The organism is Pseudomonas sp. RT4P38, assembly GCF_054897765.1.
Map to the genome: position 1 here is coordinate 4,577,566 of NZ_CM142703.1, position 14,123 is coordinate 4,591,688.

General features: G+C 57.0%; 16 protein-coding genes and 2 pseudogenes. 11 read left to right on the forward strand and 7 right to left on the reverse strand.

The genetic code is table 11. The annotated features are described in order from the left end of the window. Nucleotides 1-26: 26 nt before the first annotated feature. The gene (locus tag ACYZT7_RS21160; RefSeq protein ID WP_462038093.1) at nt 27-263 is read right to left on the reverse strand and encodes a hypothetical protein; all 237 of its coding nucleotides are present in this window, start codon (nt 261-263) and stop codon (nt 27-29) included. Nucleotides 264-546: 283 nt separating this feature from the next. Between ACYZT7_RS21160 and napE the strand changes: the two genes are divergently transcribed. The 6 genes from napE to ACYZT7_RS21190 are packed head-to-tail and all read left to right on the forward strand — an operon-like array spanning nt 547 to nt 5,012. Continuing rightward, on the forward strand, nt 547-714 hold the full coding sequence (gene napE, locus ACYZT7_RS21165; protein WP_461978822.1) for a periplasmic nitrate reductase, NapE protein: 168 nt from the start codon (nt 547-549) through the stop codon (nt 712-714). A 33-nt stretch (nt 715-747) separates the two neighbouring features. Further along, nucleotides 748-1,008, forward strand: coding sequence for a chaperone NapD (locus ACYZT7_RS21170; RefSeq protein ID WP_462038094.1), 261 nt, complete (start codon nt 748-750; stop codon nt 1,006-1,008). Beyond that, nucleotides 1,005-3,509 (forward strand): nitrate reductase catalytic subunit NapA, encoded by a 2,505-nt coding sequence (napA, locus tag ACYZT7_RS21175; RefSeq protein WP_462038095.1) that lies wholly within the window; start codon nt 1,005-1,007, stop codon nt 3,507-3,509. Before ACYZT7_RS21170 ends, napA begins: the two co-directional genes overlap by 4 nt. A gap of 11 nt (nt 3,510-3,520) precedes the next feature. Beyond that, on the forward strand, nt 3,521-4,006 hold the full coding sequence (locus tag ACYZT7_RS21180) for a nitrate reductase cytochrome c-type subunit (protein WP_462038096.1): 486 nt from the start codon (nt 3,521-3,523) through the stop codon (nt 4,004-4,006). A gap of 9 nt (nt 4,007-4,015) precedes the next feature. Next, nucleotides 4,016-4,612, forward strand: a complete 597-nt coding sequence (locus ACYZT7_RS21185) for a cytochrome c3 family protein (RefSeq protein ID WP_462038097.1) — start codon at nt 4,016-4,018, stop codon at nt 4,610-4,612. Between the two features lie 10 nt (nt 4,613-4,622). Then, the gene (locus ACYZT7_RS21190; protein ID WP_462038098.1) at nt 4,623-5,012 is read left to right on the forward strand and encodes a glycine zipper 2TM domain-containing protein; all 390 of its coding nucleotides are present in this window, start codon (nt 4,623-4,625) and stop codon (nt 5,010-5,012) included. Between the two features lie 59 nt (nt 5,013-5,071). Here ACYZT7_RS21190 and ACYZT7_RS21195 read toward each other — a convergent pair whose 3' ends face one another. After that, entirely contained in the window at nt 5,072-5,233 is a 162-nt protein-coding gene (locus tag ACYZT7_RS21195; protein ID WP_449644761.1) for a DUF2986 domain-containing protein, read from the reverse strand. 104 nt (nt 5,234-5,337) lie between these two features. Here ACYZT7_RS21195 and ACYZT7_RS21200 point away from each other — a divergent pair. The 4 genes and pseudogenes from ACYZT7_RS21200 to ACYZT7_RS21215 form a co-directional block, all read left to right on the forward strand. Then, nucleotides 5,338-5,541: pseudogene (locus ACYZT7_RS21200) on the forward strand (hypothetical protein); the annotation flags it as partial. A 277-nt stretch (nt 5,542-5,818) separates the two neighbouring features. Beyond that, complete coding sequence (locus ACYZT7_RS21205) at nt 5,819-6,202, forward strand: VOC family protein (RefSeq protein ID WP_449646106.1); 384 nt, start codon at nt 5,819-5,821, stop codon at nt 6,200-6,202. A gap of 163 nt (nt 6,203-6,365) precedes the next feature. Further along, nucleotides 6,366-7,709, forward strand: a complete 1,344-nt coding sequence (locus tag ACYZT7_RS21210) for an OprD family outer membrane porin (RefSeq protein ID WP_462038099.1) — start codon at nt 6,366-6,368, stop codon at nt 7,707-7,709. Nucleotides 7,710-7,744: 35 nt separating this feature from the next. Then, nucleotides 7,745-9,052, forward strand: a complete 1,308-nt coding sequence (locus tag ACYZT7_RS21215) for a Xaa-Pro dipeptidase (protein WP_462038100.1) — start codon at nt 7,745-7,747, stop codon at nt 9,050-9,052. Nucleotides 9,053-9,153: 101 nt separating this feature from the next. Here the strand turns inward: ACYZT7_RS21215 and ACYZT7_RS21220 are convergent, their stop codons facing one another. Continuing rightward, nucleotides 9,154-10,170 carry a M14 family metallopeptidase gene (locus tag ACYZT7_RS21220; RefSeq protein WP_462038101.1) on the reverse strand — a complete coding sequence of 339 codons (1,017 nt, stop codon included), beginning with the start codon at nt 10,168-10,170 and terminating at the stop codon, nt 9,154-9,156. A 219-nt stretch (nt 10,171-10,389) separates the two neighbouring features. On the opposite strand from ACYZT7_RS21220, the pseudogene ACYZT7_RS21225 reads away from it, so the two are divergent. Further along, nucleotides 10,390-10,818, forward strand: a pseudogene (locus tag ACYZT7_RS21225) (TetR family transcriptional regulator C-terminal domain-containing protein); the annotation flags it as partial. On the opposite strand, the gene ACYZT7_RS21230 reads toward ACYZT7_RS21225, so the two are convergent. From ACYZT7_RS21230 to ACYZT7_RS21245, 4 genes are all read right to left on the reverse strand, one after another. Beyond that, nucleotides 10,774-11,778, reverse strand: coding sequence for a DMT family transporter (locus ACYZT7_RS21230; RefSeq protein WP_462038102.1), 1,005 nt, complete (start codon nt 11,776-11,778; stop codon nt 10,774-10,776). The pseudogene ACYZT7_RS21225 and the gene ACYZT7_RS21230 overlap by 45 nt on opposite strands. Continuing rightward, on the reverse strand, nt 11,778-12,476 hold the full coding sequence (locus tag ACYZT7_RS21235; RefSeq protein WP_449646111.1) for an ABC transporter permease: 699 nt from the start codon (nt 12,474-12,476) through the stop codon (nt 11,778-11,780). The genes ACYZT7_RS21230 and ACYZT7_RS21235 overlap by 1 nt, the downstream gene beginning before the upstream one ends. An 18-nt stretch (nt 12,477-12,494) precedes the next feature. Then, on the reverse strand, nt 12,495-13,208 hold the full coding sequence (locus tag ACYZT7_RS21240; RefSeq protein WP_462038103.1) for an ABC transporter permease: 714 nt from the start codon (nt 13,206-13,208) through the stop codon (nt 12,495-12,497). A 123-nt stretch (nt 13,209-13,331) separates the two neighbouring features. Further along, nucleotides 13,332-14,114, reverse strand: a complete 783-nt coding sequence (locus tag ACYZT7_RS21245; protein ID WP_462038104.1) for a transporter substrate-binding domain-containing protein — start codon at nt 14,112-14,114, stop codon at nt 13,332-13,334. Nucleotides 14,115-14,123: the final 9 nt, after the last annotated feature.

A 14,123-nucleotide genomic window follows, 5' to 3' on the forward strand; every position in this document is an offset into this window, starting at 1 on the left:
TGCGTTGCTGGTCGCTGGACCTGGCATCAACTGGGTTGATCGACGACCTTAATCTGCGTCAGCCCTACCAGCTCAGCCTGCTCTAAAATCTCCTCCGGCGTCGCGTCCGCAGTGGGCATGATCAGGCTGTTCTCTCCATCCCCAAAATGCAGCTGTAGCAGGTGCATCGCCGCCTCATGTACGGGCAGTTGAGGCTGCTTGAGTTCGAACATGTGCGTGCGGGGCTCGCCGTTGAACAGGTATTCCAGGGTGTATTTACGCATGGTGGGATCCTCGTCATAGGAGAAGTGCAGCTGACTATCCCGACTTAATAGTCGACTCCTGGTTCAACATGGGAAAGCCCCATGTACTTGTCCTGCCGATGGTCGATCGCGTACGCACAGAAGCCAATGTAACGCACTCGATGAAATAAAAATGTAACGCGTTATAACCCTATATAACACCCAGGCATGGATGAATCACCGCCGGTCGTTAAAAGCCCTCGGCAGCAAACTTGCGAAAACTTCGTGATCTAGTCTGAGTGCAAGTTCGGCAGGAGATTGCTCAATGCCATTGGTTGAAGAACACAAACCCGAGCGCCGCAAGGAGACCCGGCTGTTCCTTTTTCTTGTCGTCTGCCTCTTTCCGCTGCTGTCGGTTGCTATCGTCGGCGGGTACGGCTTTCTCGTCTGGTTTTTCCAGATGCTGTACGGCCCACCGGGACCCCCCAACTAATAGCCTTTTCCTGAGGCCTATTGGAGTCAGCACATGGACGAAGCCCTGCATATTGCCAGTCTCGTAGTACTTGCCCGGCCTGAATTATTCGACGCCGTTAAAGCCAACCTGCGCCTGCTGGACGGCCTGGAGCTGCATCAGGAAAGTCCTGCCGGGAAACTGGTGGTGGTCCTTGAGGCCGTACACGAAAACCAGATCCTTCAATGCATCGAACAGATCAACAACCTGCCGGGCGTACTCAACGCCGCGTTGATCTATCACGAACTCCTCGAACCCGAAGGAGACACCGAATGAGCATGACCCGCCGAGCATTCGTCAAGGCCCAGGCCGCCGCCATTGCGGCCGCCGCTGCCGGCCTGCCGATTGTGACCTCCGCCAGTAATCTGGTGACCGAAGCGGACATGGTCACCCTGGACTGGAACAAGGCGCCCTGCCGTTTCTGCGGCACCGGATGCAGCGTGATGGTCGCGACTCGAGACAACCGAGTGGTCGCCACCCATGGCGACGTCAAGGCAGAGGTCAACCGCGGACTGAACTGCGTGAAGGGCTATTTTCTATCGAAGATCATGTATGGCGTCGATCGCCTGACCCAACCGCTCTTGCGCATGACGAATGGCCAGTACGACAAGCAGGGCGAGTTCCAACCGATCAGTTGGGAGAAGGCCTTCGACATCATGGAAACGAAATTCAAGGAAGCCTTGAAGAGCAAGGGTCCTGAATCAGTAGGCATGTTCGGTTCCGGGCAATGGACGGTGTGGGAAGGTTATGCCGCCAACAAGCTGATGAAGGCAGGCTTTCGCAGCAACAACATCGACCCCAACGCCCGGCATTGCATGGCCTCGGCGGTCATGGGGTTTATGCGCACCTTTGGCATGGATGAGCCGATGGGTTGCTACGACGACATCGAAGCCACCGACGCTTTCGTGCTCTGGGGCTCGAACATGGCCGAGATGCACCCGGTGCTCTGGAGCAGGGTCACCGACCGGCGCCTGAGCCAGCCTCACGTGAAAGTGGCGGTGCTGTCCACCTTTGAACACCGCAGTTTCGAACTGGCCGACATCCCCATGGTGTTCAAGCCGCAAACCGATCTGATGATCCTTAACTACATCGCCAATCACATTATTGAAAGCGGCGCGGTGAATCAGGATTTCATCAGCAAGCACACCCGGTTTGCCAAAGGCGCTGAAGATATCGGGTACGGCCTGCGCCCTGACGATCCACGGGAGATGAAAGCGAAAAATGCCGACAAGGCCAATACCTGGACGGATATTTCCTTCGAACAGTATGCCGCCTTTGTCAAACCCTACACGCTGGAGCGAACCGCCAGGGAGACCGGTGTCCCGGCTGAACGGCTGAAAAACCTGGCCGAGTTGTATGCTGATCCCAAGCGCAAGGTCGTGTCATTCTGGACCATGGGCTTCAACCAGCACACTCGCGGCGTCTGGGCCAATAACCTGATTTACAACATCCATCTACTGACCGGCAAAATCAGCGAGCCGGGCAACAGCCCCTTCTCGTTGACCGGCCAGCCGTCAGCGTGCGGTACGGCACGCGAGGTCGGGACCTTCTCCCACCGCTTACCCGCCGATCTGGTCGTGACCAACCCCAAGCACCGTGCCACCGCCGAAAAAATCTGGAAGCTGCCCGCCGGCACCATACAAGAAAAGCCCGGTTTCCATGCGGTAGAACAGAGCCGCATGCTCAAGGACGGTGTGCTCAACGTCTACTGGACTCAGGCCAGCAACAACATGCACGCCGGGCCGAACATCATGCAGGAGGTCCTGCCGGGTTGGCGCAATCCGGATAACTTCGTGATTGTCTCCGATGTCTACCCCACCGTTTCCGCCCAGGCCGCCGACCTGATCCTGCCCAGCGCCATGTGGGTTGAGAAGGAAGGGGCGTTTGGTAACGCCGAACGGCGTACGCAATTCTGGCACCAGTTGGTGACTGCGCCGGGGGACGCCAAGTCGGATCTGTGGCAGTTGCTGGAGTTTTCCAAGCGTTTCACCACCGATGAAACCTGGCCCGCCGAATTACTGACCAAGTCGCCTGAACACAAGGGCAAGACCCTGTTCGAGGTGCTGTTCAAGAATGGCCAGGTTGATCAGTTCCCCGTCGAGCAAATGGAAGCCGGCTACAAAAACGATGAAGCCAAGGCCTTTGGCTTCTACCTGCAAAAAGGTTTGTTCGAGGAGTACGCTCAATTCGGCCGCGGCCACGGCCATGACCTTGCTACGTTCGACCGTTACCACAGCGAACGAGGCCTGCGCTGGCCGGTGGTAGATGGCAAAGAAACCCGCTGGCGTTACCGCGAGGGGCTGGACCCCTACGTGGAGAAAGGCAGCGAGGTGCAGTTTTACGGATACCCGGACAAGAAGGCGATTATCTTCGCCCTCCCCTATGAACCGCCGGCCGAAGCCCCGGACGCCGATTACCCGTTCTGGCTGAGCACCGGACGCGTCCTCGAACACTGGCACACCGGTACCATGACCCAACGCGTCGAGGAACTTTACAAAGCGGTGCCTGACGCGCTGGTCTACATGCACCCCGAAGATGCGAAAGCATTGAAGGCACGGCGAGGCAGTGAAGTGAAGTTGATCAGCCGACGCGGTGAAATCCGAGCGCGCATCGAAACTCGCGGCCGCAACAACCCCCCTCAGGGGTTGGTGTTCGTACCGTTCTTCGATGCCAACAAGCTGATCAACAAGGTCACGCTCGATGCCACCGACCCGATCTCCAAGCAGACCGATTACAAAAAATGCGCGATCCGAATTGAGTTGGTCAGCGTGGCCTGAGGAGAACCGTCATGCTTTTTCGAAACCTGCCGTTGCTCCTGCTCGCTGTGATCGGCGTGGTGATCGCTGCGGAAGTCAACTACCCGCTTGATGCGGCAGGGCCGGACGGGCGCCGACCCGGTGGAACCTTGACCCAGAGCATGCCGGCCCCGCCCATCGCCAATGAAGAAAACAAGGATCTCAAGCGAGAACGCAACTACCCCGACCAGCCGCCCACCATCCCCCACAGCATTCGCGGTTATCAGATCGACATGAACGGCAACAAATGTCTGTCCTGTCACAGCCGTGCCAACAGCGCACGGACCCAGGCGACGATGATCAGCATCACTCACTACATGGACCGCGATGGCCAGGCTCTGGCGGCGGTGTCACCGCGTCGGTACTTCTGTATCCAATGCCACGTGCCGCAAACAGACGTGCTTCCCCTCGTGGGGAACAGCTTCGAGACCATCGACAAAATGCTGCAAGACGACGCCAACGCCGCGCAGAAACCCTGAGGAGGCAACATGAAGGCACTGTTCGCCCTGCTCAAGGATTACTGGGGCATTCTGCGTCGCCCGAGCCTCTACTACAGCCTGGGCTTTCTGACGCTTGGGGGCTTTATCGCCGGGATCATTTTCTGGGGCGGTTTCAACACTGCGCTCGAGCTGAGCAATACCGAGAAGTTCTGCATTTCCTGCCATGAAATGCGTGACAACGTTTTCGTCGAGCTGAAGGATACGATTCACTACACCAACCGTTCCGGCGTACGCGCCAGTTGCCCTGACTGCCACGTGCCCCACGAATGGACACACAAGATCGCGCGCAAGATGCAAGCTTCAAAGGAAGTCTGGGGGAAGATTTTCGGCACCATCGATACCCGCGACAAGTTCCTCATCCTGCGCCGCGAACTGGCCGAACACGAGTGGGCCAGGCTTAAGGCCAACGACTCTCGCGAATGTCGCAACTGCCATAACTTCGAGTTCATGGACTTCACCCGCCAGAGCAAGCGAGCTTCTGCCATGCACTCGACGTCTCTGGCCAACGGTGAGGCCACCTGCATCGACTGCCACAAAGGCATCGCTCACAAGCTGCCCGATATGAGCGGAGTAAAAGGCTGGTAAGGATGCAGTGATGATGCTTTGCTCCTGTGTTGCGGTCGACGCCGGGAGCGGAGGGGCTGGTGAGATGGAGATTCGCTCGGGGAAAATTGAGCAAATTACGCAGACTCAGATGCAGACCAACCACGACAGCGGCGTAGGGGCCATATTGGGCGGGATTGGCGGTCTCGGTCTCGGAAGCTTGATCGGTCGCGGCACCGGTCGGGATGTGGCGATGATCGCCGGTGCCCTCGCTGGCGCGGCGGGCGGTAACTATGCCGAAAAGAAACAATATGATCAGCCGAAGGCCGCACTGCAAATTATCGTGCGGACCAACAGCGGCGTATTGGTTTCGGTGCCCCAGCCGATCAACCCGTCGCTGACCAAAGGCATGAACGTTTACGTTGAAGGTACTGGTAGCTAAGCACGGGTAGTGCCCCAGGGCTAGGTATCAGGACAGGGGCGGTACTTAAGCTACATAGATCAGCTCTCAGAGGAAATGATTGAGTCGTGACTGGATTCAGCAGCCAGCTTCAATCGGTCAGCTTTACTAATGTATTTAGACTTGCTTGGCGGTGCCAATTTGGCACTAGCCTTTTTGGCGTGAGCCTTTAATAACTGATTTATTTTTTTACGACGATTCATATTTTCTACTCGGCTTGTAAGTTCTTGAATGATATCGGCTTAAATACTGGGCCAGATCCCGGTGATGCTCACTTAGGGCGGTCAGCGGTCAGATTCCGTTGGGCATGCACTCTAGTCCTTCATTCAGACGGAGGACGAACCATGACCGTAACCAAGATTCGAGCCGGGCGCCCTGGAACAAAGGAAAGCTCGTGGGGCAAAAAGCGCCACTCCGGCTCAGGGATACCTGGGCGATTCGAGTGAAGCTTGAGCTAGCATACAAAACCCGGGACGTGGCTGTGTGTAATCTAGTGATCGACAGCAAACTCTTGATCGCTATGGGTCGTGGATTTCCATCAGTCATGACGGGCCGAAATCGGCCAAAAGCAGTCCTTCAAATCTGCCGAGGCGCGCGTAGCTAGTCGCTGCACCTGGCTCCTCTGATAGTGCCAACCTTGGCTCGATGGATAGCTGTCGGCAGCTCATGTTTTCTATGCGCTCTTCACATGGGATTAATGCAGATACATCACTGTAGTTTCAGATGAACGGAGCACATTCTTAGCGCCAACATCGACCCACCTCGTTTCTACCAAAGAGAGCTAAAAAATGAGTGTCTTTACTCACGTTACAGTCGGCACCAATGATTTGAATAAAGCCCGCAGCTTCTACGACAACGTGCTGGGCAAACTTGGCCATAAACGTATCGCAGACCTCGCAGACAACGGTTCTATCTGGGGCGAGAATGCACCTTCTTTTTTCGTTTTAAAACCGGCTGACGGCGCACCCGCCAGCGTCGGCAATGGAGTGACCGTCAGTTTCGAGGCACCGACGCGTGCCGCAATCGACGCGTTTCATGCCGCAGCATTGGCCGCTGGCGGTACGTGTGAAGGCCTCCCTGGGCCACGTGGCTGGGCACCGAATGCCTACGCTGCGTATGCCCGTGATCTGGACGGCAACAAACTGGCTGCCTATTGCTTCAAACCCGCTTAAGCCCGGTACGAGGCCAGCCTTTGTCGGGCCGGCCTCACCCCTCTTTTTTCGCTTCTGCAAGCGGCATGGAATTCGATACTTCACCAAATTCCCACGCTATTGCTCACCGTAGAAATGATCGCTGACTCTAGACATTTCGGTATGGCTTGATTTCAGGAGACTGATGACCACTGAGCTGTACAGGCGCGTCTATAAAACAATAAGAATCAAAACCCAGAGGCCTCCAATGAAGAAGCGTCCACTGTTGGGTCTGTTTATATTTTCGATGTCCGCAAGTTCTTTGCAAGCGCAGGCTGACGAAACCCAAGAAGGTTTTGTCGAGGGTGGAGCCGCCAAGTTGATTGCGCGCAATATGTATTTCAATCGAAACTCATTGTCTGACTATCCCGATTCCCGAGGGTGGGGACAGGGTTTCCAGTTGGACTACCAATCCGGTTTCACCCCAGGCGATATCGGATTCGGTGTTGATGCAAGTGCCTACACCGCTTACAAGTTGGAGGGTGGGCGTGGCACGGTGGGCACGGGAATGTTCCCCGCCGAAGGTGAGGGAGAAAGAACAGAGTCCTCTACGCTGAATGCGTCGGTAAAGATGAAATGGTCGAACACGGTTATAAAGTATGGCGATCTGCGTCCTTATAATCCTGTGTTCGCAACGCCCGACTTAAGATTGATGCCGATGACCACAAGGGGCTTTCAATTATTAAGTGATGATATCGACAAGGTCAGTATCGATATCGGGCATTTTTATTCCTCCCGAGGTTATACAACCACAAATCACAACGAGGGGTTCATGGCCGGGTACGCTGGGGTGGACGCCGGCGACGTGGACTACGTCGGGTTGACGTACCAGCCCGTCGATGAGGGTAGCGTTGCCTTTTATGCGTCTCGCGCAGAGGATCTGTGGCGTCAGTTCTACGTCAATGCCAATTACACCTTCCCCCTGGAAGCAGAACAAACACTGAGCTTTGATTTCAATCTCTATCGCTCACTCGATGAAGGGCAGGCCAATGCCGGTGCAATAAACGTCACGGCCTGGTCGTTAGCGACCGCTTATGGCAGTGGCCCACACACTTACACGTTGTCCTTACAAAAAATACACGGCAGTCAACCGTTCGACTATTTGATGGGTTCAGATGGCACTTACATGGACTCCATCTACCTGGCGAACTCTTCGCAATATGGGGATTTCAATGGCCCCGGAGAAAAGTCAGTAGGGCTCGGTTATGCCTATGACTTCGGAAGTACTGGCGGGTTGCGCACAACACTTGGGCTTCGTTATGTCTATGGGTTTGATATCGATAATGAGAACGTCGATCCGGATGGCCTATACGCCTATTTCGCTCATGCAGATAAACAGATAGAGCGAGATATCGACCTGAAAACCGTTGTTGAAACGGGCGCGCTGAAGAATCTGTCCGTACGAGTACGCTATGCCGAGCATGCATTTACCGGCGACAGCGTGAAACAACTAAGAATAATCACAGAGTTTCCGCTGGATCTATTTTGAAGAGATGTCCCTGCGTTCAAAACAAGAGGTCTTACATGAAAAATTTTTCAGTAAAGTGCATGGCGTTTTCCGTAACACTCTCGTCGATGGCATTAACTGCTCAAGCCGACACGGTCTACATTCACGCCGGCCGCCTGGTGGATGTCGAGCGAGGTAAGGTGTTGACCGATCAACGCATCAAGGTGGAGGGCGAGCGCATCGTGGCCGTGGAGCCCTGGAGTGCACCAGCGGCCAATAGCAAAGTCATCGATTGGTCGACCAAAACCGTGTTGCCAGGTCTGATCGATATGCACACGCATATCTCCGATTGGGACATGACCAACAACGTGGCAGAGCCGCTCCTGCATTCGCCTCAGGATGTCGCGCTGATTGGCGCGAAACACGCCTATCAAACGTTGCGCGCGGGTTTCACAACCGTGCACGACCTTGGCACCTACCGCGCTTTTACCGATGTCGCGCTTCGTGATGCGATCAACGCTAACCGGGTGCTGGGGCCAAGAATGAACGTGGTCGGCGCGTACATCACCGTTGCGGGCGGTGGTGGGGAGGTAACGGGATTTGCGCCAGGTGTGGAGATTCCGGCGGATATGCGAGTCGGAGTTTATCGTGATGCCAATGATGCGAAAGCGAAAACCCGTTACCTGTTCCAGCACGGCGTGGACACTATCAAGATGATGGCCACCGGCTCGGTACTGGCCGAAGGGACTGAACCGGGTCAAATGGAAATGACCGAAGAAGAAATGCGCGCGGTGGTGGAGGAAGCCAAGATTCACAAAAGCTATGCCACCGTGCATGCCCATGGTGCGGAAGGAATCAAGGCCGCTATCCGTGCCGGCGTAAAATCTGTTGAACATGCCTCGCTGCTGGATGACGAAGGCATCAAAATGGCGAAAGAAAAAGGCACCTACCTGGTGATGGATATCTATAACGGTGACTACATCGATGAGGTCGGTCGCAAGGAAAACTGGCCGGAGGATTACTTGCGCAAGAACACCGAGACCACTGACGTACAGCGTCAGGCATTTCGCAAAGCGGTCAAGGCTGGGGTGAAAATTGCCTATGGCACCGACGCGGGTGTTTATCCAATTGGCACGAATGCCAAACAATTCACCTACATGGTGAAGTTCGGAATGACACCGATGCAGGCGATCCAGTCCGCCACTGTGGTTGCTGCCGACTTGCTCAATTGGCAGGAGGATGTAGGCGCCGTCAGTGCGGGTCGCTACGCCGACATGATCGCGGTCGACGGCGATCCGATTGCTGATATTTCGATTCTTGAGACCCTCCCCTTAGTGATGAAGGGTGGTGCGATTGTGCCTCCTGACCTCTCGATCGGACAGTAAAAGGAGCAAAAACCGGGGCGTATGATTCACCGTAGTGAACGTCGCCCCACCCCCCTAGCAGCTGGCGAAGCCTGCTGCTACAAAGGGTGGTGCTGCCGGCCCTAGTTCGGGTCCAGCAACCCTCCGGTCCAGTTCCGCGACAAGCGAGTGCCAGTGAACTTCGCCACCCCCATGCCCTGGGAAATGAAACGATCCCGATAGCATGTGACCAGGCGCCCGGTTTGTTCGGCGAACAGCACCACTTCGGAGTTCGGATCACCCGGTCGACGCAGGATTCGCGCAAAACGCTGTCCTTCTTCGACGACATCGCCCAGTTCCTTTTCAAAGATCAGCACCCCCGGTTGCGGTGCAAGAATGGTCTCCATGTGTCCCATGTCCACGGCTTCGACGGGCCAGTCAGCCGGTGACACCGCATCGTCGATGACCCCATTTGCGCACAGCCAGGCATACAGCCCCTCGGCATCCTGCTCGGCGAATCGATCGCTGACGTCGCCCTGCCCCCGCAGCTCCAGGGTCGCGGCCATGTGCTGACCGGTGGTGCCGTCGCGCAGCCACGGCGCAATGATGGTCTCCTCGAAGGAGCCATCGTCACCGTCGTCCCAGATGATCGCCACGTCCATCTTCATCGCCGCCGCCAGTTCACGGCCACGGGGCCAGAAACTGCGGTGTACATAGAGGTATGGCAGCGCTTCGTCGTCAGTGTGCAGGTCGAGCATCAGGTCCGCCGACGCCGCCAGTTGCACCAGTTTTTTTTGCCACTGCTGAACGTTGGTTGAAGGTCGTTCCATCGCCGCCGACCGGTCGAATCCGCGATTGAAGTTCTGTCCGGTCGCATCGTGATGTCGCCCGAGGATCCGCCCCTGGGAAAGCTGCCCGATGCCCAGGGGATTGGCCTGTGGCACCACGGTCACACTGCCCTTGAACCGGCCCTGTGCTTGAGCCACGTGAAGACGTTGCATCAACACATGCAAGACCAGCATCCCGGCGATTTCGTCGGCATGCACCCCGGCCTGCAAATGCACCGTCGGCCCATGGCCGTCGCCCACGAAACGCCAGGCACCGACCTGCACCGCATCGCCGTTATTGTTGAGTACGTCGAACGAAACATCCTGGACCATGTGTTTGCCCTCCCGTCATGACTGTTAAACATCGTCGCTGCCGATACTGGAGATTGAACGTCTGTTCAACTAAGCTCGCCAACGAGCAGCTACTTCAAGGAATTTTTTGTGACTACCATCGCCCCGAAAAACCGCCGCGCCGATCCCGACGAACGCCGCGAACTGCTGGTAGCCGCGACCTTGCGCTGTCTGGTCCGCGATGGTCACGCCGGGATTTCCGTGCGGCGCATCGCTACCGAGGCCGGAGTGTCCGTTGGCCTGCTCAATCACCATTTCGGCAGCATCGATGCGCTGATCGCCGACACCTACCACAAGCTCGCCAGTGAGCTCACTACTGCCCTGCTCCACGAAATCCACCAAGCCGGGACACCGGCGCAAAAGATGGATGCATTCCTGGTCGGTTCTTTTTCACCGCGGGTCATGGACCCGAAACTGCTGGGTGCCTGGGTGGTGTTCTGGAGCCTGATCCGCCACTCCGACCACGTCAGCCAGTCCCACGAAAAAAGCTACGGTGCCTACCTCGACCTGCTGCGCCGGTTGCTCGATGACTTGGCGGCCAGCGAATGCTTCACGATCCACGACACCCGCCTCGCCGCCATCGGTTTATCGGCGATGCTTGACGGCCTCTGGATCGAGTGGTGCCTGAACCCCGAGACCTTCAGTCCCGCCAACGGCCTCCACATCTGCCGCTGCTGGATAAAGGGCCTGCGACACGGAGCATTCGGAGCCGACGACGTCCTGTGACGGGTGCCGACCGAAGATCATCGCCAAGGTGCCGCTGACCGCGATCAGACCGGCGCCGATCATCAGCGACACATCCATCAGCGTGCCCCAGATCAGGCTCGACAACAGGAACGCCCAGATCAGCCCGGTGTACTCGAACGGCGCCAGCACGGTCGCGGTGGCGCGCTGGAAACTGGCGAACAACAGGAACTGCCCGATACCGCCCATCAGCCCTGCGCCGATCATGCCTGACCAGGCGGGAGTCGGTGTCGGGGTGTAGGTCCAGGGCAACGCCACTGTCATGCAGATGACAAACACCACATTAGTGATCAGCATCTGTTCCAGCACCGAGGTCTGGTCATCCACCTGGCGTAACTGGATGTAGGTAAACGCCCAGCACATCGCCGCCAACAGCGTCAGAACAATCGGCAACGGATCGGCCATGTTATTGGGGCGACAGGCAATCACCACGCCGACAAACCCGATAATCAGGGCGAACCACTGCCAACCGGTGACGCGCTCCTTGAGAATCACCGTCGCCAGCACCGTCACCATGATCGGTGCCGAGAAATACAGGGTGGTCATTTCCGCCAGCGTCAGGTCCCTGGCCGCTGTGTAATACATCAGCCATGCGGCGATCGACAGCAAGCCGCGCACCACCAGCAAACGCCGACTGGACGAGCGCCATGCTCGCTGGACCAATTGCAGGCGGCCCACCAGCAAACAAGCGACCGCCACCACAACCGCGCGCCAGAACAGGATCGTGAACACCGAATAATCGTCCACCAGCCACTTGATGCCCGCGTCCTGCAAAGACAGAAACGCGTAGCCCAAAGTGCACAGGCCAATGCCTTGTAGCGAGCGGTCAACCCGTGGCTTATTCATCATGCGGACCTGCGTACTGGAGTTCCCCGCCGTTCGGCGAACGCAAACAACGCCTCGATCAGGAACGTCAGGCAGACGTACACTCCGGCCACCAGCAGCAACGGCTCATACACTTGCAGCGTCTGGGCCCGCACCACGTTGGCCGCGCCCAGCAAGTCGATCACTGCGATGGTCGATGCCAGTGCCGTGGATTTGAGCAGCATCACGGTTTCCCCGGCCAGGGTCGGCAACAGCAAGCGCAGCGCCCGGGGCAGACGCACCCGCAACAGAGCCTGACGCGCAGTCATGCCAAACGCCGAAGCGGCTTCCATTTCGCCTTTGGGCACCGCCAGCAGGCCACCGCGAATCACTTCGCCAACGTACGCACCCACCGATATCACCAGGGCGAACACGATGTACCAGTAACCGTCGCGCAGATAAGGCCAGAAAAAACTGCCCCGTATTAGCGGAAACTGCGCAAACAGGCTGCCCAGGCCGTAGTAGAAAATGTAGATCTGGATCAGCAACGGTGTACCGCGCGTCACGCTGGTATAAAACTGACTGACCTTGGCAATCACTTTGTTTTTCGAAATCCGCGCCAGCGCCACAAGCACCGCCAGCGCGAAACCGAACACAGAGGAAATCACCAGAATTCCGATGGTTGTTTGCAACCCTCGAATCAACAACGATGCGTATTCAACTGTCCACGCTGGAATCATTTCATTCACTCAGCCGGTTTAGTCAACAAGAGGCATCCAGCGACGAATACGTCGCTCCAACCGTCCCGACAGATAGTTGGACACCAGAGTCACTGCGTAGTACAGCGCCGCGGCCGTGAGGTAGAACAACAGATATTGGCGTGTCGACCCCGCCGCTTGCTTGGCGGTGTACAACAATTCGTTGGTGCCGACCACGCTGATCAACGCACTGTCCTTGATCAGGTTGATCCACAGGTTCGACATCCCCGCCATTGCATAAGGCGCCATGATCGGCAGCGTCACACGCCGAAACAGTCCAAAGCCGTGCAGGCCGAACGCCTTCCCGGCTTCGATCTGGCCATAAGGAATCGCCTGTATCGCCGCCCGGAAAATTTCCGACGCGTACGCGCCCTGCACCAATCCCAGCACCACAATCGCCGCCAGTGGCCCGCTGACATTCACTGCGTCGTAACCCAACCACTCCATCAACGAATTGAGGAGCATGGAACCGACATAGAACAGCAACAGGATCATCAACAACTCTGGTACGGCGCGGAACAACGTGGTGTAACCACGCGCCAGTACCGCAATCGGCTTGGGCGCACCCAATTTGAGGCAGGCTACGATCAATCCGACGATCAGCCCGACCACAAAGGCCCCGGCCGATATCTGCAGGGTCATCAGAAGCCCCTTCAGCAGCGCCCCGCCCCATCCTTGTTCACTGAAACCGATCATCTCGAACATCGTTGGCATTTCAGTCTCCAGTAAGAGCACCACCGAACCTTGTGGGAGCGTGGCTTGCCCGTGATGATTTTGGCGGCCTCAAGGGCCCCATCGCGGGCAAGCCACGCTCCCACAGGATTTGCATTCAGGTCATTAGAACGTCGGCTTCACGCTGGTACCGAAGTAGCTCTGGGACAAGTCGTCATAGTCCTTGCTCGCCAGCAAGGTCTTGATCGCCTTGTCGAGTTTGGCCTTGAGTTCGGTGTCACCCTTGCGCAGACCGGCGCCCACGCCCTTGCCGAAGATCGGGTCGTACGGGACGGCGCCGAGGTAGGCCAGGTCTTTCGCGTCAGCAGTCTTGACGAATGACGCCATGGCCGTGCCGTCGGCCATCATCAGGTCGATGCGACCGGCAATCATGTCGGCGTTGGCCGAGTCCTGGGTGTCGTAATACTTAACGTCGGCCATTTTTTCGTAATACGTCTTCAGGTAGCTGGCGCTCACCGTCGAGTTCTGCACGCCGATGGTCTTGCCCTTGAGGTCGTCGGGGTATTTCTTAACCGAAGCATCCTTCGGCCCGACAACGGCAATCACCGAGTCGTAGTAGGCCTTGCTGAAAGCGATCTGTTTTTCACGTTCTTCGGTCACCGACATCGAGGAGAAAATCACGTCGATCTTCTTTGCCAGCAGCGATGGAATGATCCCGTCCCATGCCACTTCCTTGATCTCGCACTCGGCTTTCATTTCACTGCACAGCTTGTGGATCAGGTCGACCTCAAAGCCCTTCCACTCACCGTTGGCCTGTTTCTCGGTGTACGGCGGATAGGGTTCGGCCGCCACCGCGAACCTGATCGGCTGAGCCTGTGCCGCGCTCATGCCGGCCAGCAATACGCAGGCCACGCCGGTAAACCAGTTTGCAAATCGTCGATTCCCCATGATTTTATT

Bases quoted from the DNA above. Each gene is read 5' to 3' on its own strand.
- napA (WP_462038095.1), top strand. From the start codon at position 1,005: ATGAGCATGACCCGCCGAGCATTCGTCAAGGCCCAGGCCGCCGCCATT.
- ACYZT7_RS21180 (WP_462038096.1), top strand. From the start codon at position 3,521: ATGCTTTTTCGAAACCTGCCGTTGCTCCTGCTCGCTGTGATCGGCGTG.
- ACYZT7_RS21215 (WP_462038100.1), top strand. From the start codon at position 7,745: ATGAAAAATTTTTCAGTAAAGTGCATGGCGTTTTCCGTAACACTCTCG.
- ACYZT7_RS21185 (WP_462038097.1), top strand. From the start codon at position 4,016: ATGAAGGCACTGTTCGCCCTGCTCAAGGATTACTGGGGCATTCTGCGT.
- ACYZT7_RS21210 (WP_462038099.1), top strand. From the start codon at position 6,366: ATGACCACTGAGCTGTACAGGCGCGTCTATAAAACAATAAGAATCAAA.
- ACYZT7_RS21170 (WP_462038094.1), top strand. From the start codon at position 748: ATGGACGAAGCCCTGCATATTGCCAGTCTCGTAGTACTTGCCCGGCCT.
- napE (WP_461978822.1), top strand. From the start codon at position 547: ATGCCATTGGTTGAAGAACACAAACCCGAGCGCCGCAAGGAGACCCGG.
- ACYZT7_RS21235 (WP_449646111.1), bottom strand. From the start codon at position 12,476: ATGATTCCAGCGTGGACAGTTGAATACGCATCGTTGTTGATTCGAGGG.
- ACYZT7_RS21195 (WP_449644761.1), bottom strand. From the start codon at position 5,233: ATGAATCGTCGTAAAAAAATAAATCAGTTATTAAAGGCTCACGCCAAA.
- ACYZT7_RS21245 (WP_462038104.1), bottom strand. From the start codon at position 14,114: ATGGGGAATCGACGATTTGCAAACTGGTTTACCGGCGTGGCCTGCGTA.
- ACYZT7_RS21205 (WP_449646106.1), top strand. From the start codon at position 5,819: ATGAGTGTCTTTACTCACGTTACAGTCGGCACCAATGATTTGAATAAA.
- ACYZT7_RS21190 (WP_462038098.1), top strand. From the start codon at position 4,623: ATGATGCTTTGCTCCTGTGTTGCGGTCGACGCCGGGAGCGGAGGGGCT.
- ACYZT7_RS21160 (WP_462038093.1), bottom strand. From the start codon at position 263: ATGCGTAAATACACCCTGGAATACCTGTTCAACGGCGAGCCCCGCACG.
- ACYZT7_RS21230 (WP_462038102.1), bottom strand. From the start codon at position 11,778: ATGAATAAGCCACGGGTTGACCGCTCGCTACAAGGCATTGGCCTGTGC.
- ACYZT7_RS21240 (WP_462038103.1), bottom strand. From the start codon at position 13,208: ATGCCAACGATGTTCGAGATGATCGGTTTCAGTGAACAAGGATGGGGC.
- ACYZT7_RS21220 (WP_462038101.1), bottom strand. From the start codon at position 10,170: ATGGTCCAGGATGTTTCGTTCGACGTACTCAACAATAACGGCGATGCG.